At 67.9% G+C, this 26,827-nt stretch carries 24 protein-coding genes, 1 pseudogene and 1 riboswitch; of the genes and pseudogenes, 11 read left to right on the top strand and 14 right to left on the bottom strand.

What is annotated here, in order from left to right; genetic code table 11:
• Nucleotides 1–26 precede the first annotated feature (26 nt).
• Both AA983_RS08015 and mca read right to left on the bottom strand, forming a co-directional pair.
• Entirely contained in the window at nucleotides 27–260 is a 234-nt protein-coding gene (locus tag AA983_RS08015; RefSeq protein ID WP_047311774.1) for a hypothetical protein, read from the bottom strand.
• The gene (mca, locus tag AA983_RS08010; protein WP_231579569.1) at nucleotides 260–1,204 is read right to left on the bottom strand and encodes a mycothiol conjugate amidase Mca; all 945 of its coding nucleotides are present in this window, start codon (nucleotides 1,202–1,204) and stop codon (nucleotides 260–262) included. Before mca ends, AA983_RS08015 begins: the two co-directional genes overlap by 1 nt.
• A 98-nt stretch (nucleotides 1,205–1,302) precedes the next feature.
• Between mca and AA983_RS08005 the strand changes: the two genes are divergently transcribed.
• Together AA983_RS08005 and greA are read left to right on the top strand one after the other, a co-directional pair.
• On the top strand, nucleotides 1,303–1,692 hold the full coding sequence (locus AA983_RS08005) for a DUF4307 domain-containing protein (RefSeq protein ID WP_047311772.1): 390 nt from the start codon (nucleotides 1,303–1,305) through the stop codon (nucleotides 1,690–1,692).
• Nucleotides 1,693–1,871: 179 nt separating this feature from the next.
• Nucleotides 1,872–2,366 (top strand): transcription elongation factor GreA, encoded by a 495-nt coding sequence (gene greA / locus AA983_RS08000; protein ID WP_047311771.1) that lies wholly within the window; start codon nucleotides 1,872–1,874, stop codon nucleotides 2,364–2,366.
• A 77-nt stretch (nucleotides 2,367–2,443) separates the two neighbouring features.
• On the opposite strand, the gene AA983_RS07995 is transcribed toward greA, so the two are convergent.
• From AA983_RS07995 to AA983_RS07960, 8 genes are all read right to left on the bottom strand, one after another.
• Nucleotides 2,444–3,250, bottom strand: a complete 807-nt coding sequence (locus AA983_RS07995) for an ABC transporter permease (protein ID WP_338084030.1) — start codon at nucleotides 3,248–3,250, stop codon at nucleotides 2,444–2,446.
• Nucleotides 3,251–3,261: 11 nt separating this feature from the next.
• Complete coding sequence (locus AA983_RS07990) at nucleotides 3,262–4,248, bottom strand: ATP-binding cassette domain-containing protein (RefSeq protein WP_047311769.1); 987 nt, start codon at nucleotides 4,246–4,248, stop codon at nucleotides 3,262–3,264.
• Between the two features lie 109 nt (nucleotides 4,249–4,357).
• A complete protein-coding gene (locus tag AA983_RS07985) occupies nucleotides 4,358–4,702 on the bottom strand; it encodes a hypothetical protein (protein ID WP_047311768.1) in 345 nt (114 codons plus the stop codon).
• Nucleotides 4,699–5,889: a cystathionine gamma-synthase gene (locus AA983_RS07980; protein ID WP_047311767.1), complete on the bottom strand. Its 1,191-nt coding sequence runs from the start codon at nucleotides 5,887–5,889 to the stop codon at nucleotides 4,699–4,701. Before AA983_RS07980 ends, AA983_RS07985 begins: the two co-directional genes overlap by 4 nt.
• An 84-nt stretch (nucleotides 5,890–5,973) precedes the next feature.
• Nucleotides 5,974–6,927: a nucleoside hydrolase gene (locus AA983_RS07975; protein WP_047311766.1), complete on the bottom strand. Its 954-nt coding sequence runs from the start codon at nucleotides 6,925–6,927 to the stop codon at nucleotides 5,974–5,976.
• Nucleotides 6,924–8,384, bottom strand: a complete 1,461-nt coding sequence (locus tag AA983_RS07970; protein WP_047311765.1) for an MFS transporter — start codon at nucleotides 8,382–8,384, stop codon at nucleotides 6,924–6,926. Before AA983_RS07970 ends, AA983_RS07975 begins: the two co-directional genes overlap by 4 nt.
• Nucleotides 8,381–9,292, bottom strand: coding sequence for a carbohydrate kinase family protein (locus AA983_RS07965; RefSeq protein WP_047311764.1), 912 nt, complete (start codon nucleotides 9,290–9,292; stop codon nucleotides 8,381–8,383). Before AA983_RS07965 ends, AA983_RS07970 begins: the two co-directional genes overlap by 4 nt.
• Before the next feature lie 2 nt (nucleotides 9,293–9,294).
• A complete protein-coding gene (locus tag AA983_RS07960; RefSeq protein WP_047311763.1) occupies nucleotides 9,295–10,203 on the bottom strand; it encodes a pseudouridine-5'-phosphate glycosidase in 909 nt (302 codons plus the stop codon).
• A gap of 101 nt (nucleotides 10,204–10,304) precedes the next feature.
• Here AA983_RS07960 and AA983_RS07955 point away from each other — a divergent pair, with 101 nt between their 5' ends.
• Entirely contained in the window at nucleotides 10,305–11,219 is a 915-nt protein-coding gene (locus AA983_RS07955; RefSeq protein WP_047311762.1) for a LysR family transcriptional regulator, read from the top strand.
• 43 nt (nucleotides 11,220–11,262) lie between these two features.
• Complete coding sequence (locus AA983_RS07950; RefSeq protein WP_156170299.1) at nucleotides 11,263–12,153, top strand: ribokinase; 891 nt, start codon at nucleotides 11,263–11,265, stop codon at nucleotides 12,151–12,153.
• Nucleotides 12,154–12,245: 92 nt separating this feature from the next.
• Here AA983_RS07950 and AA983_RS07945 read toward each other — a convergent pair whose 3' ends face one another.
• On the bottom strand, nucleotides 12,246–15,305 hold the full coding sequence (locus tag AA983_RS07945; RefSeq protein ID WP_369798775.1) for a glycine--tRNA ligase: 3,060 nt from the start codon (nucleotides 15,303–15,305) through the stop codon (nucleotides 12,246–12,248).
• Between the two features lie 71 nt (nucleotides 15,306–15,376).
• Nucleotides 15,377–16,408, bottom strand: a complete 1,032-nt coding sequence (locus tag AA983_RS14815; RefSeq protein WP_052946994.1) for a GNAT family N-acetyltransferase — start codon at nucleotides 16,406–16,408, stop codon at nucleotides 15,377–15,379.
• On the opposite strand from AA983_RS14815, the pseudogene AA983_RS16005 reads away from it, so the two are divergent.
• From AA983_RS16005 to AA983_RS07910, 7 genes and pseudogenes are all read left to right on the top strand, one after another.
• Nucleotides 16,392–16,796: pseudogene (locus tag AA983_RS16005) on the top strand (acyl-CoA thioesterase); the annotation flags it as partial. The gene AA983_RS14815 and the pseudogene AA983_RS16005 overlap by 17 nt on opposite strands.
• 253 nt (nucleotides 16,797–17,049) lie before the next feature.
• Complete coding sequence (locus AA983_RS16000) at nucleotides 17,050–17,277, top strand: hotdog domain-containing protein (RefSeq protein WP_322613497.1); 228 nt, start codon at nucleotides 17,050–17,052, stop codon at nucleotides 17,275–17,277.
• Nucleotides 17,258–17,425, top strand: a complete 168-nt coding sequence (locus AA983_RS15995) for a hypothetical protein (protein WP_322613496.1) — start codon at nucleotides 17,258–17,260, stop codon at nucleotides 17,423–17,425. The genes AA983_RS16000 and AA983_RS15995 overlap by 20 nt, the downstream gene beginning before the upstream one ends.
• 91 nt (nucleotides 17,426–17,516) lie before the next feature.
• Nucleotides 17,517–18,170 (top strand): peptide-methionine (S)-S-oxide reductase MsrA, encoded by a 654-nt coding sequence (msrA, locus tag AA983_RS07930; protein WP_047311759.1) that lies wholly within the window; start codon nucleotides 17,517–17,519, stop codon nucleotides 18,168–18,170.
• Nucleotides 18,171–18,399: 229 nt separating this feature from the next.
• A riboswitch (SAM riboswitch) is annotated at nucleotides 18,400–18,511 on the top strand.
• A gap of 220 nt (nucleotides 18,512–18,731) precedes the next feature.
• Nucleotides 18,732–19,697: a MetQ/NlpA family ABC transporter substrate-binding protein gene (locus AA983_RS07920; RefSeq protein WP_047311757.1), complete on the top strand. Its 966-nt coding sequence runs from the start codon at nucleotides 18,732–18,734 to the stop codon at nucleotides 19,695–19,697.
• A 44-nt stretch (nucleotides 19,698–19,741) separates the two neighbouring features.
• Nucleotides 19,742–20,755 carry a methionine ABC transporter ATP-binding protein gene (locus AA983_RS07915; RefSeq protein WP_165357993.1) on the top strand — a complete coding sequence of 338 codons (1,014 nt, stop codon included), beginning with the start codon at nucleotides 19,742–19,744 and terminating at the stop codon, nucleotides 20,753–20,755.
• Nucleotides 20,752–21,429, top strand: coding sequence for a methionine ABC transporter permease (locus tag AA983_RS07910; RefSeq protein ID WP_047311755.1), 678 nt, complete (start codon nucleotides 20,752–20,754; stop codon nucleotides 21,427–21,429). Before AA983_RS07915 ends, AA983_RS07910 begins: the two co-directional genes overlap by 4 nt.
• A gap of 78 nt (nucleotides 21,430–21,507) precedes the next feature.
• On the opposite strand, the gene AA983_RS07905 is transcribed toward AA983_RS07910, so the two are convergent.
• Together AA983_RS07905 and lysX are read right to left on the bottom strand one after the other, a co-directional pair.
• On the bottom strand, nucleotides 21,508–23,199 hold the full coding sequence (locus AA983_RS07905) for an alpha/beta fold hydrolase (protein ID WP_047311754.1): 1,692 nt from the start codon (nucleotides 23,197–23,199) through the stop codon (nucleotides 21,508–21,510).
• A gap of 165 nt (nucleotides 23,200–23,364) precedes the next feature.
• Nucleotides 23,365–26,760, bottom strand: a complete 3,396-nt coding sequence (gene lysX / locus AA983_RS07900; RefSeq protein ID WP_231579567.1) for a bifunctional lysylphosphatidylglycerol synthetase/lysine--tRNA ligase LysX — start codon at nucleotides 26,758–26,760, stop codon at nucleotides 23,365–23,367.
• Between the last annotated feature and the right edge of the window lie 67 nt (nucleotides 26,761–26,827).

Here is a 26,827-nt window from a genome sequence, read left to right as displayed (position 1 = left end):
GGAAACCCACGCGACGAACGCAGGCGTCAGTGGCGCGCGCTACCGATGGGGTCGTCGTCCTCCGGCGTCACGGGGCTCTCCTCGGAACGCGCCCCCGCCGTCCGCGTGTTCTCGGACACCTGCTCGCGCTGTTGGAACGTCATCTTCCGCAGGTGCGCATTCATGCTGCGGAAGAGGAACCAGCAGGCCAGGGCCAGGCCGAACAGGACGAGGAAGCCCCAGATCCCTGCGGTGACCTCGACGCTCTCGTTGCCGCCCATCAGCTTTCCTTCCGCTCTACGACATCGTCCACGACCATCTTCGCAGGTGGGGTTGCGGTGGCCATCGCGTCGGCCTCCTCAGGGGTGCCGAGCCCGGCGAACAGGTCGTTCTCGTCCGCGGCCACGGGCACGGCCGACAGGGCGATGTCCCAGTCCTCCATCGGCCAGGCCGTTGTCTGCTCGTCTGCGCTGAGCGCGAAGAACTGACCGTCGGGGTCGATCTGCGTGGCGTGCGCGAGCAGTGCCTTGGTGCGCACGTCGAACCACTTCGAGGCGTCGACGCGCGTCGTGATGCGGCCCTCGGGGCGGTCGGCGCGGCGCTCCAACCACGCGGGGTACGGCGACTCGCGCCCCGCCGTGACGAGCACGTCGTGGTAGGCCTCGAGCTTGGCGCGGGAGAACGTTCGGTCGTAGTAGACCTTGAGCGGCTGCCACGGCTCTCCCGCGTGCGGGTACGCCTCCGGGTCACCGGCGGCACGCACCGCCGAGATGGTGACGAGGTGGGTCATGATGTGGTCGGGGTGCGGGTAGCCGCCGTTCTCGTCGTACGTCGTGACGACGTGCGGGCGGAACTCACGGATGACGCGCACGAGCGCCTCGGTCGTGACGTCGAGCGGCTCGAGAGCGAAGCATCCGGGCGGAAGCGGCGGTAGCGGGTCGCCCTCGGGCAGACCGGAGTCGACGAAGCCGAGCCACGTGTGCTCGTACCCGACGACGTCGCGTGAGGCCGCCATCTCCTGGCGACGCAGGTCGACGAGGTCGCTCTTGACCCGCGGGTCGTCGGCCAGGCGCGGGTTGAGCACGTCGCCGCGCTCTCCCCCGGTGCAGGTGACGACGTGGACGCGGTTTCCCTCGGCCAGGTAGCGCGCCATCGTCGCCGAGCCCTTGCTCGCCTCGTCGTCCGGGTGAGCGTGCACCGCCATGAGGCGGAATCCGCTGGTCACGTCGTACCTCGTATCGTGTGGGTGACATCTGAGCTCGCCTGCCCCGGCCAACCTGCCGGGACGGAGCGTGCGTCGCCCATTGTTGCAAAGGAGCAGCGGTGTCCCCTGCACGCCCACAGGCCGAACAACGCAAGTGGTGGATCATCGGCATCATCGGTGTGATCCTCATGTCCGTGTTCGCGGCCTGGTTCGGCATCAGTGCCTCGTCGAACACGGTGAGGGCCAACCAGGCCGGGTTCAAGGTCATCTCCGACGACCGCATCGAGGTGCGTTGGGACGTCATCCCGAGCGAACGCAACCGTGCCATCACGTGCACGATCATTGCGCTCAACGACAAGCGGGACGTGCTGGGTACCAAGCAGGTGGAGCTCAAGCCCAGCCCCTACCGCTCGACGCGGTACTCGGACGTGCTGCGCACCACGTCGCGCGCCGTCTCGGGAACGGTCAAGGAGTGCCACTACACGGGGGAACGCCCGCCGGCGCAGTGACGTTCGCGCCGCCGCCACGCGGATGCGCCATCTCGTGCCACGTGGCGGGCGGTGTTAAAATGGTGGTTTGATCCCGGGCCGAGACGCGCGCCGCAGTACGCGGTAGCCGCCGTCTCGGCCTTCATTTCACGCCCGCGCCGAGCGCGCGTGGACCTGATGCACACAGCAAGGAGAACACCGTGAGCGAGACCACCACGTCGTCGAGCTTCCTCACGCAGGACGCGTTCGATCGTCTGTCGGCCGAGCTCGAGCACCTTTCGGGCCCGGGCCGCTCCGAGATCGCCAAGCGCATCGAGGCTGCCCGCGAAGAGGGCGACCTCAAGGAGAACGGCGGCTACCACGCGGCGAAGGAGGAGCAGGGCAAGATGGAGGCCCGCATCCGCCAGCTCGAGTCGCTGCTGCGCAACGCCACCGTGGGTGAGGCTCCCGCCGACGACGGCATCGTCGAGCCGGGCATGGTCGTCACGGTCGAGATGTTCGGTGACAAGGAGACGTTCCTCCTCGGCAGCCGCGAGATCGCCGGCGACGCCGCCGACATCGACGTCTACAGCGAGCAGTCGCCCATGGGCGCCGCGATCAACGGCAAGAAGAAGGGTGACGAGGTCACTTACGACGCGCCGAACGGCAAGTCCATCGCCGTCAAGATCATCGACGCGAAGCCGTACGCCGGCTGACACTGCGTCACCGCGACGAAGGAGGCGAGCACCCGATCGGGTGCTCGCCTCCTTCGTCGTCGTGGCGGTACTGCTGCCTACTTCGCCACGGCCCGCGCGTAGATGCGGGTAGCGAGTGGCACGAAGATTGCGAGAACCACGAGTACCCAGGCCAGTGTGTAGATCTCTGCGTGCTGCAGCGCCCACGTGTACTCGATCTTCTCGCGCATGGCCGCCGAGTCACCGCCCATGGCGCCGAGGTTGCCGAAGCGTTCGCGGGCGGCGTGCGTGATGGTGGAGACCGGGTTCCAGCCAGCGAACCACTTGAGTGCGCTCGGCATGTTCTCGGCCGGCACGAACGTGTTGGCGATGAAGGTGAGCGGGAAGATCACCATGAACGCGGCGTTGTTGACGATCTCCGGCGCCTTCACCTTGAGGCCGATGCACGCCATGATCCACGAGATCGCGTAGCTGAACAGGAGCATAAGCGCGTAGGCGATGAGCGCGTCGAGCACGCTTCCGCGGATGCGCCACCCGATGACGAGGCCCGTCAGGGACATGACGACGAGCACGATGACGTTGTTGACCACGTCGCTCAGGGTGCGCCCCACGAGCACCGACGACGGGTGCATCGGCAGCGTCCGGAAGCGGTCGATGACGCCCTTCTGCATGTCGTCGGCGAGGCCGGCACCTGTGATCGTGGCGCCGAAGACGATGGTCTGGGCGAAGATACCGGCCATCATGAACTCGCGGTAGCCGTCGGCGTTCGGTCCGGCGAGCGAACCGAAGACGTAACCGAAGAGCAACACGAACATGATCGGCTGCATCGTCGAGAACACGAGCAGGTCGGGAACCCGCTTGATCTTGATGAGGTTGCGACGCATGACGGTGAGTGCGTCGGACACGAGGTGACCCATCAGTGCTCACCCCCTTCGCTCGCGGCGTCGGCTTCGTCCTCGGACTCCGCGACCGAGTGGCCGGTGAGCGAGAGGAAGGCGTCGTCGAGGGTGGGGCGACGCACGGCGATGTCCGCCACCTCGATGCCGGCCTCGTCGAGGTCGCGCACGAGTGCGACGAGGGCGCGAGTGCCGGATTCGACCGGTACGACGAGCTCGCGGCCGCCTTCCGGAGCGGCCACCTCGCCGGAGCCGTGACGCGCCATGAACTCCCGGGTGCGGGCGACGTCGTCCTTCTCGCGAAGGTGCACTTCGAGGCGCTCTCCCCCGACCTCGTTCTTGAGGTCGTCGGCCGTTCCGCGCGCGATGACGTGCCCGCCGTCGACGACGACGATCGAGTCCGCGAGACGGTCGGCTTCCTCGAGGTACTGGGTCGTCAGGAGCAGGCTCGTGCCGCCGGAGACGAGTTCCTCGATGACCTCCCACATCTCGCCGCGACTGCGCGGGTCGAGGCCGGTCGTCGGCTCGTCGAGGAAGATGACCGGCGGGCGGGCGACGAGCGCTCCGGCGAGGTCGAGGCGGCGGCGCATGCCGCCCGAGTACGTCTTGGCCGGGCGGTTGGCCGCTTCCTCCAGGCGGAATTGGGCGAGCAACTCCTTGGCCCGGGTCTTCGACGCCTTCCCACCGAGGTGGTAGAGGCGGCCGATCATGTCGAGGTTCTCGAAGCCGGTGAGGTATTCGTCGACGGCCGCGTACTGGCCGGAGACGCCGATGCGGCGACGCACTTCGTCGGCTTGCTTCACGACGTCGGCTCCGGCAACACGCGCATGGCCGCCGTCGGGGCGGATGAGCGTCGTGAGCATGCGCACGGTTGTCGTCTTACCGGCACCGTTCGGGCCAAGGACACCGAGCACGGTGCCCTCGGGAACCGTGAGGCTGACATCGGCCACCGCTACGGACTGACCGAACTTCTTGACGAGGCCCTCGGCCTCCACCGCGTGAGGCACGGGTGTCTCCGTTCGTCGAGGCGCCCGGGATACGAGCGCCTGCCCCATGGTCTCAGGGCATCGAGCCTTCTGGCCAACCCTTTTGGGTGAACGGGCATCCAGTTCGACGTCAGACGCTGCCCGAACTCAACTGTGCGACAACACTGACGGCGAGGAACGCCGCGATGACCACACAGATCCAGCCCCAGACCCATGCGGCCTGGTCGGGCTTGGGGCCACGAAGCTCCGAGCGAGGCCCGTTCGGGCCGAGGTACGGCGCGATGTCGCCTGGCACCTCGCGTCGTTCCTGGTCGAACGGGCCGCCGTGCGTGCGCGCCCACCACTCCTCCGCGCGGGTGAGCGCAGCGTCGCGCACGGCCCACTCGCGCCGTGCGACCGCTGAATGGTGCAGCAGTCGCACGGCGAGAAAGAGGGCCATCGCCAGGAGGACGAGGCGGATGACGACGCCGGTCATCGCGTGCTGTCGAGCGCCTGACGCAGGTCGGCGACGAGGTCGTCCTCGTCTTCGATGCCGACGGACAGGCGGATGAGGGCCGGAGGCACCTCGAGCGCGGTGCCCGCAACGCTCGCGTGCGTCATCTTGCCCGGGTGCTCGATGAGCGACTCGACACCGCCGAGGCTTTCGCCGAGGGTGAAGATCTTCGTCGCGTCGCACACCTCGAGCGCACGCTCCATGCCGCCGGCGACCTCTAAGCTCACCATGCCGCCGAAACGCTTCATCTGCTTCGCGGCGACCTCGTGGCCGGGGTGCTCGGCCAGGCCCGGGTAATAGATCTTCGTGACGTCGTCGCGCGCCGAGAGGAACTCGACGACCTTCTCCGCGTTGTCGCAGTGGCGCTCCATGCGCACGGAGAGAGTCTTGAGGCCACGCAGCGTGAGCCAGGCGTCGAACGGGCCGGCGATGGCGCCGAGCGCGTTCTGGTTGAACCGGATCATGGCCGCCACCTCGGCGTACTCCTCGACCGCGACGTTGTCACCGACGACGACGGCGCCGCCGACAACGTCGGAGTGGCCACCGGCGTACTTCGTCGTCGAGTGGACGACGATGTCGGCGCCGAGGGCGAGCGGCTGCTGGAGGTAGCTCGAGGCGAAGGTGTTGTCGACGACGAGCAGCGCTCCGCGCTCGTGCGCGACGGCGGCGATGGCCGTGATGTCGGCGATGCCGAGGAGCGGGTTGGTGGGCGTCTCGACCCAGACGAGCTTCGTCTTGTCCGTCATCGCGGCGGCGACGGTCTGAGGGTCGGCGATGGGAGCGGTGGAGTAGTCGACGCCCCAGTGCTGCGTCACCTTGTCGACGAGGCGGAACGTGCCGCCGTAGGCGTCGGTGGGGATGACCATGTGGTCGCCGGGGCGCAGAACAGCGCGCAGCACGGCGTCGGAGCCGGCGAGGCCCGAGGCGAACGCGTAGCCGTGCGTACCGCCCTCGAGAGCCGCGATGCATTCCTCGAGCGCGGTGCGGGTGGGGTTGGCCGACCGGCTGTACTCGTAGCCCTCACGCAGACCTCCGACACCGTCCTGCTTGTACGTAGAGGTCTGGTAGATCGCGGGGACGACGGCCCCGGTGCGCGGATCGGGCTCCTGCCCTGCGTGGATGGCGCGGGTGGTAAACCCCAGGGTCTCGAGATCGTTGTCGTGCGTCATGGCCTCAGCCTAGTGGCGAGCACTGACAACCGCGTCATGCAGAAGGTCGCCGCAGGCGCATGCCCGCGGCGACCTTCCAGCCGATCACTCTGCGTCGCTCAGAGCCCGGATCGCGTCCTCGACGAGACCCCAGAAGCGGTCGGCGTCGAGCGTCGTCGCCACCTGGGTGTGCGTACCCTCCGGCGCGGGCCCGCGCAGGTCGACGACGGTCATGCCCACCGTGTGCTCGCCCCGTAGCTCCACCGCGATCGGCGCCCTTCTGGTCTGCACGATCGTCGGATCGATGAGGTAGGCGATCGTGCAGGGATCGTGAACGGGCGGGTCGTCGAAGGCCTGCGACTCCTTGTACGCCTTGCGGAAGAACCCCATGAGCCCGACGAAGAAGTCGCTCAGCGGCGAACCGATGGCGCCGACGCGCGCCTCGACCTCCGCCGTCGCGAGCGCCTGGTGCGTGAGGTCGAGCCCCACCATCGTCACCGGCCACGGCTCGTCGAAGACGATGGCCGCGGCCTGCGGGTCGACCCAGATGTTGAACTCGGCTGCTGCCGTCCAGTTGGCCTCGGGAAAGCCGCCGCCCATGACGACGACCTCGGCCACCCGCTCGACGATGCGCGGCTCGAGTCGCACCGCGAGCGCCAGGTTGGTCAACGGGCCGGTGCCGACGAGGGTGACCTCCCCCGGTTTCGCCGCCATGACCGCATCGACGATGGCAACGGCCGCGTGACCGTCGCGCAGAGCCGCGCCGGGTTCGGGCAACTCGACGCCGTCGAGGCCCGACTCGCCGTGGATCTCCGGAGCCGACTCGACCCTGTGCACGAGCGGGCGGGAAGCCCCCTGGTACACCGGGACGTCCTCTCGCCTGCACATCGCCAGCACGCTCTGTGCGTTGCGGGTGACCTTGTCGATCGTCTGGTTGCCTCCGACCGTCGTGATGGCAAGCACCTCGATGGCGGGGTTGCCGAGCGCCAGCATCATCGCGACGGCGTCGTCGTGGCCGGGGTCGCAGTCGAGCACGATCCTGCGCGGTGCGCTCGTCATGACGTCACCTCCTGACCGGCCGTCGGGGCCGATCCTTCATCGTCGAAGTGTTCGGCGTTCGTCGGCTTGGGGATGAGGACGGACGCGAGCAGTGCCAGGACGAGCACGAGAGCGCCCGTCAGCATCCCGCCGCGATAACCCGCTGCCGCACCGCTACCGTCCGAGAGCCACGTGTTGACCGCGAAGAGCAGAGCGAAACTGAGCCCGGCGCCGATGTTGAACGCCCCCGAGTTCATGCCCGGCAGGTAGCCGGTGTTGTCCTTCGGGCTGAGCACGACGCCGAGACCGTTGAGCATGATGTTCGTCATGCCCGCGTAGCTGATACCGATCCACGTCGAGACGATGAACAGCAACCACGATGCCGGGTTCGACACGGCGAGCACTGCGACCCCGACTCCGACGATCGTGATGACGATGCCGGCGCGCAACACCGCGAGGTAACCGAACCTCGACGCCAGCTTGCCGGCGATCGGGCCCATGAGCAGACCGGCCAGAGCGTACGGCGTCAGGGTGATCCACGAGACGCTGTCCGCGTCGATGCCGCCGAAGCCCTTGGCCTGGGCGAGGTTGGGCACGAGGCCGTTCATCACGGCGAAGACACCCGTCATCGTGAGCACCGTGGTGAGCAGGAGACCCCACGTGCGCCGCTCCTTGAGGTAATGGGTCGACACCAGCGGAGCCGCCGTCGTCGATTCCACGCGCCAGAAGATGACGAACGCCAGGATGCCGACGACCATCAGCACGGCGAACAGCGTCCAGTTGGCCGCCGACAGCTTGCCGAGCTCGTTGAACGCGATGAGAACGGCTCCCAGCGAGATGACCAGCGGCGCCGCACCCTTCCAGTCCATCGGATGCCGGTCCTCGACGTTGCGGCTGTCGCCGACTCCCGCCACGACGCAGACGAACGCGACGACACAGACCACGGCCATCGTCCAGAACACCGCGTGGAAACCGAAGGCGGAGGCGAGCCATCCTCCTGCGAGGGCGTCGACGCCGGCGATACCGCCGTTGACCGAGGCGAGCACCGCCATCCAGAAGGCGTAGCGCTTGTCGTCAGAGATCTCCGCGCGCAGCATGATGAGCGCCATCGGAACGATGGGCCCGGAGGCACCCTGGATCACTCGTGCCACGAGAAGCACGTCGACGGAGGTGGCCACTGCGGCGAGGACGGAGCCGACGCCCGTCACCGCGAGCAGGCCCAGCATGATGCGCTTGCGGCCGATGAGGTCGCCCCAGCGCGGCATGATGAGCGAGAACAGTGCAGCGGCGGTGAAGAAGGCCGTCTGGGTGACGCCGATCTGCGCGGCCCTGGTGTCGAGTTCCTTCTCCATCGTCGCGAGGACCGGCGACAGCATGGAGGCGTTGAGCTGGAACGCGACGATCGCGGCCAGCAGCGCCATGACGACGCCGAAGGTGCCAGAGGCCGATGTCCGGCGCTGCGTCGAGGTGTCGGTCATGACGCTCCTTCTGCGGTGTTCGGCGAATCCCAGTCCGGCTCGGTGGCGCCCGGGCTCGTGAGCACCCTGCGGCTCAACGCGTGCGCGGCCTGGACGTTGGCGACCGGGTCCACCCCGTCGTTGATGACGCTGGCGAGGAATCCGGCGTTGAAGGCGTCACCGGCACCGGTGAGGTCACGGATGTTCTCCACGGGTTCCACGTCCACCTCGGCAACGTGACGAGGGCCGACGAAGACCTGCGTCGCCTCGCCGCCGTTGCGCGAGAGCAGCATGACGTCGCCCAGTTCGGCGAGCAGCCTTCCCGGCTGTTGGCCGTTCGCGAGCCCCAGCCGACGGGACTCGTCCTGGTTCGCCGAGATGAAGTCCGGGGCGATCTGCTTGAGCAGACGCACGAACTCCTCGTCCCCGAGACGTTCGATCGTGTAGACGCTCGAGACGTCGAAGGAGACCCGCCCGCCGTTGTCGTGAACGCGCCGCGCCGCCTCGACGACCGAGTTGCGGGCCGGTTCGACCTCCAGCGAGTAGGCAGTGAGGTGCAGCAGGTCGATGCCGTCGAGCCACGACGGGTCGACGCTCTCCAACATGCCGCTCGCCGCACGCGAGGGAAACATGTTCCGCTCGCCTGCTTCGTCGATCTGGAGCACGATCATCCCCGTCGTGCCACGCACCTGCATCTTGGTCTCGACGCCGCGCTCCTCGAGCGCACGCGTGACCGCGACGCCCGCGAGATCCTCACCGACACACCCGATGAACCGGGTGGGCACCCGCGAACCGGCGAAGGCGGCGACGTTCGATGCGGAGCCGCCTCGCTGCATGAAGATGTCCGACGCGGTGTCGGTCGCGTGGCGGACCGGCTCCTTCTGCCAGACGACGATGTCCTGAACGATGTCTCCGATGACGCCCAGCATCGTCACTCCACCATCGCTGCGGCCACCTGGGTCGCGAGCTTGATGTTGTTGCGGTAGAGCGCGACGTTGGCGTCGAGGCTGCGGTCGTTCGTCGCGCGACGGATGTAGTCGAGCAGGTACGGCGTGGATGCCTGACCGGAGATGCCGTCCTTCTCCGCATCGGCCCAGGCCTGCTCGAGGATCGCGTCGAGGCCCTCGGGGTCGAGCTGCTCGTCAACGGGGACCGGGTTGGCGAGGTTGATGCCGGACGTCATGCCGAGGGCCCGCTGCTCGCGCAGCATGGCGGCGACCTCCTGCGGCGAGTCGACGCGCTGGTTGAGGGTGTAACCCGACTCCTGGACGTAGAAGCCCGGGTAGCTGTTCGTGCGGTAGCCGACGACCGGGACGCTCAGCGTCTCGAAGCGCTCGAGGGTGGCTGCGATGTCGAGGATCGCCTTGGCCCCTGAGGAGACGAGGACGAAGGACGTGCGCGACATCGCGACGAGGTCAGCGGATTCATCGAATGTCTTCTCGGCGCCGTGGTGCACGCCGCCGAGGCCACCCGTCGCGAAGACGTCGATACCGGCGCGGTTGGCCAGGTAGGCGGTGGCCGCGATGGTGGTTCCCGCGCTCAGCCCCTTGACCTTGGCATAGGCGAGTTCACGGATGGACGCCTTGAGAAGGCCGTCCTCCTTCGACAGTTCGGTGACCTCGTCCTCGCTCAGGCCGACGACGCTCTCACCGTGGAAGACGCCGATGGTGGCAGGCACGGCGCCTGCGTCACGCACGATGGCCTCGCCCTCCAGCGCGACCTCCAGGTTGCGCGGACGAGGCAGGCCGTGGGTGAAGATCGTCGACTCGAGGGCTACCACGGGGCGACCCTCTGCGAGTGCGTCGCGGACCTCTGTGCTGATTCGGATGGGTTCGGTCATGGCTTCCTCCTGGGGCAATGTGATGTCGGTTACGTTCGACCATAGGGAGATTCGTCGGGGGTTCCCAGGCTCAGATCGGCATAGGCCTATAGCCTGAGGCTATGGATCTGCGGGTCACGCTCAAGCAGCTCGAAGCCTTCGAGGCCGTCGCAACGCAAGGCACCTTCGGGCGGGCAGCGGACGCTCTGGGGCGGGCACAGCCGACCGTCAGCAAGGAGGTGCGCGCGCTCGAACGCACCCTGGGGACCGAGCTCGTCATCCGACAGGAAGGGCCGACACGGTTGTCACCCGAAGGCGTCGAGTTGCTCGAACGAGCCCGCGCGGCCCTGACCGCAACTGCCCTCTTCGAGCGCACGGCCCGCGACCTGGGCGAACGCGCCGCGTCGCACCTCACCGTCGCCTGCTCCCCCAGCATCGCGAACCGGCTCATGCCTCATCTCCTCCAGCGGCTCGAGACCGAGGGGCCGAAGCTCACGGTGCTCGAGATCGGGACCGGACAGGTCGAACAGGCCGTGGCCACGGGAGAAGCGGACCTCGGGCTCGCGCACTTCGCGCGAGCGCCGCAAGGGTGCCGACGCATCCACCTCGGCGACGACCCCCTGGTTCTCGTCGGGCATCCCGATCTGCTCGGTGACCTGCGGACGACGCAGGACCTCGCCTCACTCGACGAGACGCCTCTGCTCATGTGGCCCCGGGAGAACCATCCCGCGTACTTCGACGCGATCATGACCGGCCTGTTGCGACGCGGGCTCGAACCGCACACGCTCCTGCAGGCGACCGACCGACTCTCCGGCTCCCACGGCTACCTGCTCGGTCAAGGACGTGCGGTCGCCGTCGTCCCCGTCGACGCGGCGGAGAGTCTCGATCCGCAGCTGTTGAGCCTTCCGCTCGGGGAGGGTGCGGACGTCCCGTTCGACGCCGTCATCCCCCACCCGCCCAAGGCCGTAGTCGATCTCGTGCTCGCCACCTGCCGGCGCATCCACGCCGAACTGCGCGGCGGAGGCGAACAAGGCTGATGCATAGGGTGGGCAAAGTGCGACAACCTGAAGGGACCCCATCGTGGCCACCGTCCTCGTCATCGGCTCGACCAACGTCGACCTCGCCGTTCAGGTGGAACGGCATCCGCTGCCCGGCGAGACCCTCGCCGCCCGCTCGATGCACTCCTCCCCGGGCGGCAAGGGCGCGAACCAGGCTCTCGCGGCACGCCTCAATGGGGCGGACGTGATGTTCGCAGGCAAGGTCGGTACGGACCCCTACGCCGATGAAGCCCTCGAACTCCTTCGCGCGGCCGATGTCGATCTCGCACTCACCGACGCCGTCGACGGGACAACCGGAATGGCCTTCATCACGATCGACGATGCCGGGGAGAACAGCATCGTCATCGTTCCCGGTGCCAACGGAGGCTGGGACGTGGCCGACGTCGACCGGCTTCGCGACACCATCGACGGGGCCAAAGTCGTGCTGTGCCAGGGAGAGATCCCTGCTCACGTCGTCGACGCCGTCGCGGAGACCTGCGAGGCGATTGCGACACGCTTCGTGCTCAACCTCGCGCCCGTCATCAACGTTTCGCCGACGACGATCCGGCGTGCCGACCCGCTCGTCGTCAACGAGCACGAGGCCAGACTCGCCGCTGGCATCCTGGATCTCGGCTCCACCGATGACGACGACGCCCTTCTGCGCGCCATCGTCGCCGCGGGGGTGCCGTCCGTCGTCATGACACGCGGAGCCGCCAGCACCTTGGTGGCCACGGCCGAGGGCCTCGACGAGGTACCGTCGCGCCCCGTGGAGGCGGTGGACACCACGGGTGCAGGCGACGCGTTCACCGGAGCCTTCGTGGCCCGATTCGCCCACGGGATGACGATGGAGGATGCCGCTCAGGTGGCAGCCGCATTCGCCGCCGACACCGTGACCCGTCGCGGCGCGCAGGAGTCCTACCGAACCCTCGGCTGAGATAGCGGCTCACCGCGCGCAACGGAGAACGGTGGCCGGTGACGCCTTCGGTCACCGGCCACCGTTCGCCGTGAAGTGCTACGCGGTCAGAATCAGGCGTCGAGCGCCCTGTCGAGCTCCTTGTAGTCGATGCCGGCAGGTGCCTTGGCGACGACCGTCTGCAGCATGCCGAGTCGTGCAGCCTTGAGCTTCTCGTCGTCAGCCATGACGAGCACCTCGTCGAAGAACGTGTTCAGCTTGTCGGTGAGACCGCTTGCCGCAGCGAACCATTCGGTGAGCGAACCGCGGGAGTTGTCGGCCAGGTCGGCCACGAGCGGAGCGACAACCCTCTCTGCGTCGTCGGTGAGAACCGACGCGTCGAAGGAGGCGTCGGTGCCCGCAGGAACGATGCGCGTGATGCGCTGCGTCACCTGCACGAGAGCCGCGAACGCCTCGTCTCCCGAGAGCGTCTGGATGTCGGCGAGGTAGGCCTCCGCCGCACCCGGCGTGCCGGCCGACGGAGCCACCGCTGCAACGAGCGGCGCGGGGACGCCCTCGTCACGCAGCTGCTGGCCGAAGCGGCCCTCGACGAACTCGGCTGCCGACGCGAGCGCTTCGCCGGAGACCTCGACGCCCTGCTCGCGCAGGCGCGCCGCTGCGGCTTCGAGCCCGGAAGCCACGCTCACGGTGGCCACCGTCGGCACGCCGCGCAGGATCGAGACGACACCGAGCGCGGCGCGGCGTAGCGCGAAGGGGTCGGACGAACCGGTCGGCTTCGCGCCGATGGCGAACATCGCAGTGAGCAGGTCGAAGCGGTCGGCGAGGGCGAGCAGTGCACCCGGCGTCGAGACCGGCAGCGAGTCACCGGCCGAACGGGGCTTCTCCATCTCGAAGAGTGCCTCCGCGACGGCCGGGGTCTCCCCTGCCTTGAGCGCGTACTCGCGCGCCATCGTGCCCGCGAGCGACGAGAGTTCGACGACCATCTGCGTCGACAGGTCGAACTTGGCGAGTTCGCCTGCGCGCGTCAGCGTCGTCTTGTCGTCGCCCGACAGCTCCACATGGCCGGCGAGCGCCTGAGCCACGTCGCGGATGCGATCCGCGCGCTGGGCGAAGGAGCCGAGACGGTTCTCGAACGTCAGGGAGTCGATGTTCCGACGGAAGTCGTCGAGGCCCACCTTGAGGTCGGCGTCCCAGAAGAAGGCCGCGTCCTCGTAGCGGGCGCGCAGCACCGACTCGTTGCCGGCGCGCACGACGTCGTCGTCGATCGCCCCGTTGGCCATCGTGACGAAATACGGCATGAGCTTGCCCGACTCGTCGCGCACCGGCAGGTAACGCTGGTGCTTGCGCATGACGGTGGTGAGGATCTGCTCGGGCAGGTCGAGGTAACGCTCCTCGAAGGTGCCGAGCACGCCGCGCGGCTCCTCGACGAGGTTCGTGATCTCGTCGACGAGACCGGCCTCGCCCTCGATGTCGATCGTGCCGCCCACGGAGCGAGCGAGTTCCAGCGCGCCGTCGACGACGGCCTGGCGCCGCGCGTCGATGTCGAGGAGGAAGCCGGCGCCCTCGAGCGTGCTGACGAGATCCTCGGCCGAGGCGATGTCGACGTGCGGCTGCGCAGCGGTGCGCTGCAGGTACGTGGTGCGACCCGCCGTGAGAAGACCGGCCGTCGCGGGGACGACAGCAGTGCCCCACAGCGCCACGAGCCAACGGATCGGGCGGCTGAAGGTGAGCTCCGGGTCGTTCCACTTCATGTTCTTGTCGCTGCGCAGGCCCGCGACGACGTCAGTGACGATCGCGCCGAGCACCTCGAGCACACCGCGACCGGTCTGCGTCTGCTTGACGGCGACGTGCTCCGCGCCGTCGAACTCAGCGGTGACGACGTCATCGACGGAGACGCCCTTGCCGCGGGCGAACCCTTCGAGCGCCTTCGTGGGCTTGCCGTCGGCGTCGTAGGCGGCCGCGACCTTGGGCCCCTTGGCGAGCGTCTCGGCGTCCGGCTCGTGCGCGCTGACGCCGGGCACCGTGACAACGATGCGGCGCGGCGTGCCGACGACGCTGAGGTCACCGTGCTCGAGGCGGGTGGCCGCGAGCGCCGTCGTGACGGCCTCCTTCACCGCGGGGAGGGTGGCGTCGACGACGTGCGGCGGCATCTCCTCGACGCCAATCTCGAACGCGAACGTCTGAGCGTCGTCGCCGAGGTCCGTCGCCGACTCGGCCTTCTGGGCCGGCTGCGTGACGTTCGGCGCCGTCACCGCTGCAGCAGCGATCTCGTTGACGCGCGACGTGGCGACGCCCTCCTTGAGCAGCGGGAAGCCGAGCTCCTCGCGGCGTTCGGTCCACAGAGCACCGGCCTCGCGGGCGAGGCGGCGCATGAGCGAGAACGAGCGAGCGCGCTCGGTGGTCGACACGGCGCCACGCGAGTCGAGGATGTTGAACGCGTGCGAGCTCTTGAGCACGTACGTCCACGCCGGCACGGGCAGGCGGGCGTCGATCATGCGCTGCGCTTCGTCCGTGTAGTTCTTGAAGAAGGTGTGCGCAGTCTCGACGTCGGCGTCGTCGAGGTAGTAGCGCGACATCTCGTACTCGTTCTGCGCGAAGACCTCGCCGTAGGAGATGCCCTCGGCGTACGCCATGTCCTTGAAGTGCGTGACGCCCTGGAGCGCCATGAGGATGCGCTCCATGCCGTAGGTGAGTTCGACGGAGATCGGCTCGAGGTTCTGGCCCACGACCTGCTGGAAGTAGGTGAACTGCGTGACCTCCATGCCGTCGAGCCAGACCTCCCACCCGAGGCCCCACGCGCCGATGGCGGGCTGCTGCCAGTTGTCCTCGACGAAGCGCACGTCGTGCGCGTCGAGGTCGATGCCAAGCGCCTGCAGGGAGCCGAGGTAGAGCTCCTGCGGGTTGCCCGGGTCGGGCTTGAGGATGACCTGGAACTGCGTGTGCGTCTGCAGACGGTTGGGGTTCTCGCCGTAGCGGCTGTCGTCGGGGCGCACGGAGGGTTCGACGTACGCGACGTGCCACGGCTCGGGCCCGAGGACGCGCATGACCGTGGCGGGGTTCATCGTTCCCGCCCCGACCTCGGTGTTGTAGGGCTGGACCACCATGCAACCGCGGTCGGTCCAGTACTTCTGCAACGTCAACAGGGCATCTTGCATCGTCAGTACATCGGTCACACGCCCAAGGTTACCGAGTGCCGCGTGTCACCCGCGCCACCGTTCGTCCACGGGAGCCGGTGCCTTGTCGCTCAGGCGTCGTGTGCAGCGTCACCCGGAGCCGAATCGAGCACCTTCTGCCACTCGACCAACGTCCCCTCTCGCTCGTAGCCGAGTTCACGGTTGATGCGCAGCATGTGCTCGTTGGTCTCGTCGTTCCAGGTGCGTTGCACGGTGACGCCGGGCGCGGCCTGGGGCAGAGCCAAGGACACGGCAGCCTTCACGCGGTAGCCGAGCCGATGGCCCCGGTGGGCTTTCGCGACGAGGGTGTCGTCCTGGTAGGCGATCCACGGTGTTTCCGCGGGCACCGAAACGTGCGTGAACGCGGCTATCTCACCGGTTTCCTCGTGCCAGGCCACGGCCTCGACGACGACGCGCCCGCGACGTTCGTCCTCGTCGAACATCGCGGTGACGCGCTCGGGGGTCCAGTTCTCCGGCTCGATGGCGAGGTCGCCGAGAGGTGTGTCGGTCGACATCATTCCGGCGAGGCGCGCCCGTTCCGGCAGCCAGTCTTCGGGAAGCCGACCGACGACGGTCTCGATGCGGTAGCCGTCGTTCATCTCGATGACGCGGCGCATCTCGGCCCCGATGTCGGCGCTCACGGGGAGCCGCTGCCCGTTACGCACGCACGTCTGCGCTTCCGCATAGCCCGCTGCTTCGAAGAAGGCGGCCTCGTCGTTGGCGGCACCGACCGGCGTCTGCGTTTCGATCATGAGCGTGGTGCGCCCGGCCTCTCGGCAGACACGTTCGACCTCGTCGACGAGACGGTGCTTGAGCGCCTTAGCCCGCTCGTCGAGGCAGGCGACGTCGAACCCGGCGAGATGTGGGTTGTCCTGCGTCGGCATCCCGATGGCTGCGGACCCGACGACGTCGCCGTCGTCGTCGATCGCGGCGAGCCAGACCTTCGCGTGGGCCAGGGACTCCCACATCTGTGCGAGTTCGTTCGGCGGGTAGGCAGTCGTGTCGCGCCCCCACTGGCGGCGCCCGGCCGTGACGAAGACGGTCGCCCACTCCTCGAACTGCGGGTGTTCAGGGGTGATCCGTTCGATGCGCACCGTGTTCATGCCAGTCATGGAACGCCAGCAACCGCGCGCCCGACAAGTGAATTTCCGGCGGTACCGGCCCTACGATCGACGGCATGCCCGGAACCGACGCCACATCACCCTGCGTTTCATGGCCGCACCGATGGATGCCGACGTGCGCGGGCGCGTCGGTGCCGGCCGGATGCTCGAGTGGATCGACAAGTCCGCGTACGCCTGTGCCGCGGCGTGGAGCGGGCACTACTGCGTGACGGCCTACGTCGGCAATGTGCGCTTCACCCGCCCCGTCGAGGTGGGCCACATCGTCGAGGTGCAGTCGCGTGTCGTCCACACCGGACGCACGTCGATGCACATCGTCGCGACCGTTTCGTCCGGCGACCCGCGTCAGGGCGAGCTGCGCGTCAACACACAGTGCCTGCTCATCTTCGTCGCGGTCGACGACGACCGGAAGCCCACACCTGTCCCGACGTTCACGCCGCAGGACGAGTGGGAACGCGACCAGCAGGAGCGCGCCGTCACCCTCACCGACGTGCGCACCCGCATCGAAGCCGACATGGTGAAGCAGAGTTACACGGGACGCGACGGAGTCGTGTCGCGAGACGCTGCGCTTCCTCGCGGCACCGACCACCGTCAACTGGGGCGGCAACGTGCACGGCGGCGTCGTCATGGAGTGGATCGACGAGGCGGCAACCCTCGTCGCGGAGCGCTGGAACCAGGGTTCGGCGGTGGCCGTGTACGCGGGCGGTGTGCGCTTCCACCAGCCGTTGCACGTCCGCGACCTCGTCGAGGTGCAGGCGTGGCTCATCCACACCGGCGCGAGTGCGCTCGGGCAACCCGCCCACGGGCGAACTGAACCTCACAACCGAGTGCACGATGGTGCTTGTCGGCCTTGATAACAACGGCCACAAGCGGGCCGTGCCGCCTTGGGTGCCAACGCTTTCCGAGGACGTCGCGCTCGACACGCACGCGCAGACGATGGTCGAGATCCGCGCGAGGCTGCTGCGCCCCATCCCACTCGAAGTGCCGCCGCTCGTCGACTGACGCGCGCCGTTCACGCGGTTGCTCCGCGAGTTCGGAATCCTCTCGGACACGCCTGCGTTGAACACAGCGACCCCAGTGAAAGGAACGCCCCATGTGGTTCACCCGTCAGGATTCCGCCCCGGTCGACGTCGCTGCCGTGCACGACGTTCTTGGCACGCCACTGCTCGGCGGGTGGCCGGACAAGACCGAGACGCTGTACGTCGCGATGGGATGTTTCTGGGGTGCGGAGCGCATCTTCTGGCAGATCCCGGGGGTCGTCTCGACGGCCGTCGGCTACATGGGTGGCGACCGTGAGAACCCCTCGTACGAGGACGTCTGCACGGGCACGACGGGCCACACCGAGGCCGTCCAGATCGCGTACGACCCGGAGAAGGTCTCCCCGGCCCAGCTGCTCAAGGCGTTCTGGGAGAACCATGACCCGACGACGGCCAACCGTCAGGGCAATGACATCGGCACGCAGTACCGCTCTGCGGTTTACTGGACGACGCCCGAGCAGGAGACCGCTACGCGTCGCACCGCAGAAGCGTTCCAGGGTGCGCTGACCGACGCGGGCCGCGGCGCCATCACGACGGAGATGAAGCCCGCCGACGAAGCCGGAAAGTTCTGGCCGGCCGAGGGCTACCACCAGCAGTACCTCGCGAAAAATCCAGGCGGGTACTGCAATCACGGCTACAAGGGCGTGACGTGCCCGGTCGGCGTGGCCGACCTCCCCGCGCAGACCGACGTGCTTCCGCCGAGCAAATAAGCGCGAGCTCGGGGGGTACCTCGACCCCGTGGAGTCCACGCTCCGCCCCTAGTGACTCCAGCCCACGGGGAGAGCACGGCATCAGCGCATCTCTCCACTGGGCAGACTTTCCTGCCGTTGGGTCGAGGCGGCGACTACCCAACCGCAGGAAACTCGGCCCAGCGGTGACGCAGAGTGGCCCAGATCACTTGATTTGACGGGCTTCTCGCGGCGCCTCTAATGTAATGCCGGTCAAGAGATCCGATGCAAAGCCCTGGCTGGTCGGACGGCAACCCTCACGAACGTGGCGGGGTGCTCCAGGTGATGACACGGCCGCGTCAACCGCGCGGCAAGCACGTTCCGCACCCGGAACACATCCCTTTCGAGGGCTTCGTACCGGTGCGCCCGATCCCGGGAGATCACATGCAGCACACGCATCGCCCCACCCAGGCCCCCACCGCGCGACCGCACACGCACGACGCCGCGTTCGCGCGCCCCAAGCACTGACCGCACCCATCGTCGGGCGGTCGTCGCCGCCCACCCCACCGGCGCCTCGCACGCCCCTTCGAGGAAGGCATCACCATGTCCGAGAACACCAACTCCACCACCCCCGGAGCCAGCCCCGCCGTCCAGGCCCTGCCCGAGAAGCCGAAGAGCAACGGCCCCAAGTACGCGGCCATCGGCGCAGGCGTCCTCGTCGTCGCGCTCGCCGCAGGCTTCGGCATCAAGGCCTTCACGGGTAGCGACGACGAGAAGCTGACGAAGATCACCGTCGGTACCACCGAAGCGTCCGACCCGTACTGGACCGAACTGGTCAAGGTCGGCAAGGAGAAGTACGGCCTCGACATCCAGCCGGTCAACTTCACCGACTACACGCAGGCCAACCCGGCGCTCTCCCAGGGCCAGGTCGACGTCAACCAGTTCCAGCACCTGCAGTTCCTCGCCGACTACAACGCCGCGAAGAACGACACCCTGACGCCGGTCGGCTCCACCTACATCGTGCCGCTGTCGCTGTACTCGAAGAAGCACACCACGGTGAACGAGTTCGCCGACGGCGGCAAGGTCGCCATCCCGAACGACGCGACGAACCAGGCACGCGCCCTCCTGCTCCTGCAGAGCGCCGGTCTGCTCACGCTCAAGGGCGGGGGCAACTCCCTGTCGACGCCCGCCGAGATCGACGCCGCGAAGTCGAAGGTCGGCGTCACGCCCGTCGACGCTGCCCAGACCGCAGCCGCCCTGCCCTCCGTCGAGGGCGCCGTGGTCAACAACAACTTCGCCGCCGACGCGAACCTCGACCCGAGCAAGGCGCTGTTCAAGGACGACCCCAAGGCGAAGTCCTCGGAGCCGTACATCAACGTCATCGTGGCCCGCAAGAAGGACGCCGACAACCCGACGTACGCGAAGTTCGTCCAGGCGTACCACGAGAAGTCGGTGCAGGACCTCATCTCCAAGCGCACCAAGGGAACCCAGTACGAGGTGAAGCGTTCCGTCGCGGACGTGCGCGGCATCCTCACCCGCATCGAGTCGCAGATCAAGGCCAAGAAGTGACCCCCACTCCCCCGGCCCGACCCGAGAACGCGCCGGCGGTCCGGCTGCGCGGCGTGAGCAAGACCTTCGTGCGCGGCAAGAAGAACGTCACCGCGCTGCAGGAGATCGACCTCGACGTCGCTACCGGCCGCGTCCTCGCCGTCATCGGGTTCTCCGGTGCAGGCAAGAGCACCCTCGTGCGGCTCATCAACGCGCTCGAGACCCCGACGACCGGCTCCGTCGAGGTCGACGGCGTCGATCTGGCGGGTCTGGGAGCAAAGCAGATCCGAGCTCTGCGGGCCCGCATCGGCATGGTGTTCCAGCAGTTCAATCTCATCCGCTCGCGCACGGTGTACGCCAACGTCGCCTATCCGCTTGAGGTCGCCGGTTGGGACAAGGACAAGCAGGAGGCGCGAGTCACCGAACTGCTCCACTTCGTCGGTCTGACGGAGAAGGCCTGGGCCTATCCTGACGAGCTGTCCGGCGGCCAGAAGCAGCGCGTCGGCATCGCCCGCGCCCTGGCCACGAACCCGGAGATCCTGCTCGCCGACGAGTCGACCTCCGCCCTCGACCCCGACACGACGAAGGACGTCCTGGCCCTCCTGCGCCGCGTCAACGATGAGCTCGGCGTGACGATCGTCGTCATCACGCACGAGATGGACGTCGTGCGTGAACTGGCCGACGACGTCGTGGTCCTCGAACACGGCCGCCTCGTCGAGTCCGGGCCGACCGAGCAGGTGCTCGGCGCACCGACATCGTCAGCCACGCGGCGGCTCGTCGACGCGACGCTGCGCAACGTGCCCGACGCCCGCGAGATCGCGCGGCTGCGCGAGAGGGTGAGCGGACGCCTCGTCACGGCAACCGTCCACGACTCCGCTGGATTCGGAAGGGTTCTCGCCTCCACCGGCGCCCGCGGTGTCGAACCGGAGATCGTCCACGGTGGCCTCACGCCCCTCAAGGAAGCGAACCTCACGACGTTGACCCTGGCCCTGCGCGGTGACGACGTCACCGTCACGCAGGTGCTGACCGACCTCGCCCAGGTCGCCACCGTCCACGAACTCGAGGAGGCCACGGCATGAAGGTCATCACTGCGGACACGGACTGGAGCGCACTGCGCCCCGTGCTGTGGGAGTCGGTCGGGCAGACCCTCCTCATGGTCAGCGCCACCATCGTCCTCGGCGGTCTGTTCGGGCTCGTGCTCGGCGTGCTGCTCAACACGACGCGCCGCGGCGGCATCATGGCCAACCCGACGGTTCACACGATCCTCAACGTGCTCGTCAATATCATCCGCCCGATCCCGTTCATCATCTTCGCGGCCGCGCTCGGTCCGCTGACGCTGAAGGTCACCGGCTCGACGATCGGTACCGCGTCGATGATCTTCCCGCTGACGCTCGCCGCAACGTTCGGCATCAGTCGCATCGTCGAACAGAACCTCGTGAGTGTCGACCCGGGCGTCATCGAGGCGGCTCAGGCGATGGGCGCGAGCCCGTGGCGGATCATCCGCACCGTTCTCATCCCCGAGGCGCTCGCGCCGCTCATCCTCGGGTACACCTTCGCGCTCGTCGCCGTCATCGACATGACCGCGGTCGTCGGCGCGATGGGCGGCGGCGGTCTCGGCAACTTCGCGCTGGCGTACGGCTACCAGCGCTACCAGTGGGCCGTGACGTGGGCAGCCGTCGTCATCATCATCGTGTTCGTGCAGATCGCGCAGTTCATCGGTAACGCACTGGCCCGCAAGGCTCTGCGTCACTGATCGACGCGCACGGCGAAACGCCCGAGCGGCCGGCAACCTTGGGGGTGCCGGCCGCTCGGGCGTTCAAGGGTCAGTCCGTCAGCGGGTCGACGAAGCGGCCTGCTGCAACTGGGCGCGCAGATCCTGCGGCATGCCGTGACGCTTCTTGCCGTGGCCCTTGCCGTGACCGTGGCGGCGCCCCGAGTCGGACGCCGACTCCGTCAGCGCGTTCGCCGGGCCCGGCGCCGGCTGCGGCACCGGCTCGCACTTCACGTCCGAGTGCCCCTGCCCGCGAGTGCGCTGCGGCGTCTTGCCGGACAGCAGGTAGGTGGCAATCTTGTCGTCCGTGCACGCGATACCGCTCAGCGAACCCGAGTGCGTCGTGCCGCCGACGCCCTCGATGAGCGAGCTCTTCGGGAAGCGCTTACGCACCTCGAGCGCACCGCCGTACGGCGTCGCGCCGTCCTTCGTCTCCGAGATGAGCAGGATGGGCCCGACCTTCGAGCCGTCGACGCGGGGCGCCTGGCGGTTGCTCGCCTTCACCGGCCAGCTCGTGCACGGAAGGTTGAACATCGCATTGGCCCACGTCTCGAACGGCGCCTTCTTGGCGACGCGCGTGTTGTCGGCCTTCCACTTGTTCCACGACGTGGGCCAGGCAACATCCGAGCACTGCGTGCCGAGGTAGACCGCATACCCGTTGTCCGAACCCGGGCCGGAGCCGTTCGCCTCGTCGTAGAGGTCGGTGACCGGGCCGAAGTCACCCTTGAACGCCGCGACGAGTGCCTCGGCGTCACCTTCCCAGCCGAACACGTAGTAACCGGCGTTGAGGAAGGCATCCGTCCACTCGTTCGGTCCGATCTTGCCGTCCGCCGGCGTTTTCGCGAGCTTGTCGAGCATCGCGTACCAGCGCTTCTTGATCGCCTTGCCGCTCTTACCCAGGTGGTAGGTGGCGTCGTTCTTGGCGACCCAGTCGAAGAAGGTGTCCATGTTCGCGTCGAACGCGACGTCCTGGTTGAGGTTCGCGCCGTACCAGACGTCCTTGGGGTTGACGACGCCGTCGAGCACCATGCGGCGTGTTTGCTTGGGATACATCGTCGCGTAGACCTGGCCGAGGTAGGAGCCGTAGCTGAAACCGTAGAAGTTGATCTGCTTCTCACCGAGGGCCTTGCGGATCGAGTCCATGTCACGCACGTTGTCGACGGTCTTCATGTGCGGCAACAGACGTGCGCCGTCCGCCTTCGAACAGGCCTTCGAGTAGCCCGCGGTCTTGCGAAGCCACTGACGTTCCGTGCCGGCCTTCGTCACGCGGTAGTCGGGGCGGTTGTAGCCGAAGTAGTTACCGTCGCACGCGAGGCTCGGGAGGCTGTCGCCGACGCCTCGCGGGTCGAATCCGATCCAGTCGTACGGGTCGCCGCCTCCGTTCGGCACCCACTGACCCAGGCGTGCCAACGTCAGGCCGGAACCGCCGGGGCCACCCGGGTTGACGAGCATGATGCCCTGCTTCTTCGCGTCGGGCGTCTTGTGCTTGATACGGGACACGGCGAGTTTGATCTTCGCGCCCTTCGGCTTCGCGTAGTCGAGGGGAACCGTGACGTAGCCGCACTGGGCACCCGCCTTGACGAGACTCGGCGCCTTGCATGCTCCCCATGACACCGGCGGTGGCGTGTAGCTCGACGACGCGCCGGACGTCGGCGCCTTGGACGAGGCCTGCCGGGCGCTCGCACCTGCAGGTGCAAGGCCGATGCTGACGAGACCGAAGGCTGCGGCTGCTGCGCTGAGCGACTTCTTCATGGTTCCCCTTGAATCCCTTTGCGCGACGCGTTCGTTCGCGCACTCACCCACTGATCTTGCCGCTCATAGGTCATCAATGGGTGAAAAGAACTCAAGGAATTGTCATCCACCTCATAGCTCAGTCGAGAGGAGAGAAGGTTCCCTTCGCCGAGGAGGAGGGTCCACTCAGCCCTGCGGACGGACGAACGGGAACGCGAGCGTGGCGCGGATCGGAGCCCCGAGCAGCATCATGATCGTGCGGTCGACGCCGATGCCGAGGCCACCCGTGGGCGGCATCGCGTACTCGAGCGCGCCGAGGAACGACTCGTCGAGCGACATCGCCTCGACGTCACCGGCCGCCGCCTTGAGCGACTGCTCGGTGAGGCGACGACGCTGCTCGACCGGATCGACCAGCTCGGTGTACGCCGTACCGATCTCGGCGCCGAAGGCCACGAGGTCCCAGCGTTCCGAGAGGCGCGGATCGTCACGGTGCTCCCGCGTGAGCGGCGACGTCTCGACGGGAAAGTCCGTGTAGAACGTCGGGAAGGTCGTTCGTGCCTCGACGAGTTCGTCGTACAGCTCGACGACGAGTTCGCCGGCGCCCTTCTCCCGCGGAGCATCGATGCCGTGGGCTTCGCACACCGCAGCGACGTCCTCACGTGTCGACGCGGACGTGAGCGTCACGCCGCAGGCCTTCGACACCGCCTCGTGGACGGGCACGGCGGGCCACGGTCCAGAAAGATCGACACGCTCCACGCTGCCGTCCGACATCGGTCGCAGCGCGATCTCCTCACCGTGCACCGCGCGTGCCACTGCGAGCAGGACCTCGCGCGTCAGGTGACGCATTGTTGTGTAATCGCCGTACGCGTCGTAGGCCTCGAGCGAGGTGAACTCGGGGTTGTGCGTCGCGTCGGCGCCCTCGTTGCGGAAGTTTCGGTTCAGTTCGAAGACCTTCTGCATGCCACCGACCGCGAGGCGCTTGAGATAGAGCTCCGGCGCGATGCGCAGGAACAGATCCATGCCGTAGGCGTTGATGTGTGTCTTGAACGGCCGCGCGGACGCTCCGCCGTGCACGGCTTGGAGCATCGGGGTCTCCACCTCGGTGTAGCCCAGGTCGTCGAACGCGTCACGGAACGCGCGCACCCCACGTGAGCGTGCTTGCAGCATCTCCATGGAGTCGGCGTTGACGATGAGGTCGAGCGAGCGCTGACGCACGCGAGCGTCAGGGTCGCGGAAGCCGGAGTGCAGATCGGGTACCGGGCTGAGGCATTTGGCCGCCATCTGCCACGAGTCCACGAGAACCGACAACTCGCCGCGCTTCGAGGTCACCACCTCGCCGCTGACGCTGATGATGTCGCCGAGATCGATCCAGTGGCCCCAACGGCCGAAGGCAGGCTCCGGGGTGCCGTCCCGTGTGGCCATCGCCTGAAGGCGAACGCCGTTCTCCTCGAGCACGACGAAGCTCACCCCACCGAGGTCGCGCAGAGCGCGCACTCGGCCCGTGACTGAGACTCGCTCCCCCGTTGCGGCGTCGGGCGCCAGATCGGGGTGGCGCGCCACGACGTCGGCAACGGTCGTCGTCCGCGGAACGCGGGGCGGGTAGGCCTCCACGCCTGCTTCGGCCATCTGCGTCAGCTTCGCGCGCCGGACGCGCTGCTGCTCACTGCGCCGCGGCTCGGGAACGCGCGGGGTGAGGCTCTCGGCCTCGAGCGCCTGAACCCGCTCGACGAAGTCGACCTCCGGGCGCGGCGGCTGGTGGTCGGCCGGCTTCGGCCCCACGAGCAGGCGCGGACCGAGAAGGGGCACGAAGCCCTCCGCCACGCCCATGGCCAGGGCGGCGCGCGGCACCGTCAGCTCGGGGTCGTAACAGAGATAACGCGGCACCCACTCGGGGCGGTACTTGTCGTTCGAGCGGTAGAGCGTCTCGAGCTGCCAGAAGCGAGACGCGAACGACAGCGCCTTGTCGCTCAGTCGTGTCACGGGACCGGCACCGACCTCATCGGCATCGGCGAAGACGTTGCGGAAAACCGCGAAGTTGAGCGAGATACGCCGGACGCCCAGCGCCGGCGCGGCTTCGACGAGGTGGGCGACCATGTACTCGTTGAGCCCGTTCTCTGCGGCCCGGTCACGGCGCATGACGTCGAGGGACAGTCCACGCGCACCCCACGGCACGAAGGACAGGAACCCGCGAACGGCCCCGCTCTCGTCGTGAGCCGTGATGACGACGCAGCGTCCGTCAGCGCGATCGCCGAGACGGTTGAGCGCCATGGAGAACCCACGCTCGGTCTCGTTGCCGCGCCAGGCGTACGCCAGCCGCGAGATCTCATCGAGTTCCTGGCCGGACAGCTCTTCGTGCCGGCGCACGTGTGTCGAGTAACCGGCGCGTTCGACGCGGGTGACCGCCTGGCGCACGGGACGCATCGTGCGCCCCTGAAGGGTGAATGCGTCGACGTCGATGATTGCCTCGTCGCCCAAGGACCACGCCTTAAGACCCGCGTCGACGTACGCCTGCGCGCCGTCAGCGCTCGCCGAAAGGACGGCCGGGTAGAGCCCGTGCTCAGCACACTGCTCCAGCCAGCCTTCGATCGCGCCGTTCCAGGATTCGCGTCGCCCCACGGGGTCGGCCGATGCAACGCTGACGCTTCCCTCGTTGCGGAACGTCAGCGCGGCTCGCCCGTCTGGTGCGAAGAGCGCGGACTTGTCACGACGAGTGGCGAAGTAACCGAGCGAGTCGTCCTCGCCGTGTTCGAGAAGCAGAGCACGCAGACGCAATTCGTCGTCCGCGTCCGTCAGGCCACGCACACGCCCGGAGCGCCACAGCACGAGCACGGCGAACAACAACGCGAGCGTGGACAGGACGCTGCCGATACCGAAGACCCACTGATGACCGTGGTGGCCGGCGAATCCCGGAGTATCAGGAGGAGTCCGAACACCGAAAGCGCTCCGGATTCCCCACACGACTCGTTGCCCCACGGTGTCGAGGCTGCGAGGGAAGAACAGCGTGAGTGCCACGGTCACGAGAACGGAGAAGGCCCACCCACTGAGCAGGGCGACGAGGGAGGCACGCTTCGCGCCTTCGCTGAGACGAGTCTTGAACGCACGTCGAGAAGCCAAGACGAGGGCGAAGCTCGCAACCGAGATGGCCAGCGTGACGCTGGAGACGATCGGCGATGCCTGGAAGCGTGCCCAATCTCGATAGGCCCCGTGAACGTGGAGCCGATCGAGCATGAGAAGCGACTCTGTGCGGAAGAAGATCCGCATGACGGAGTCGAAGACGGCGAGGCCCATGATGAACACGAGCGCCGTGTGAGCTGCTCGGAAGCGACGTCGTACTCCACCGGAGAGCACGAGTGTCATGCAGACCACGAAGAGTGACGGCTCACTGGGGATGTCGAACCAGCCGAGGACGTCCATGACGACGTTGAGGAATGTGTTGCGGCGAACGGGGATCGCCACGAGGGACACGAGCGCGGCAACGAGAAGCAACCGGCCGGCCCAGGTCGCAACCTCGTCCCGCCAACCCTCGTCGCGCCAACCGCGTCGGGATCTGACGCTGCTCTTGTTCCCCTGCTTCACAGCCACACGTGTGAGGGTAGCCGCCGCACAATGCAAGAAGCCTGAGACGGTCCCAGACGCGTCGCAGGAATTG

This window comes from Dermacoccus sp. PE3 (assembly GCF_001021715.1).
Taxonomy (GTDB): domain Bacteria; phylum Actinomycetota; class Actinomycetes; order Actinomycetales; family Dermatophilaceae; genus Dermacoccus; species Dermacoccus abyssi.
Note: the sequence above shows the minus strand (reverse complement) of the source record. Positions and strands in the feature narration are given on the sequence as shown.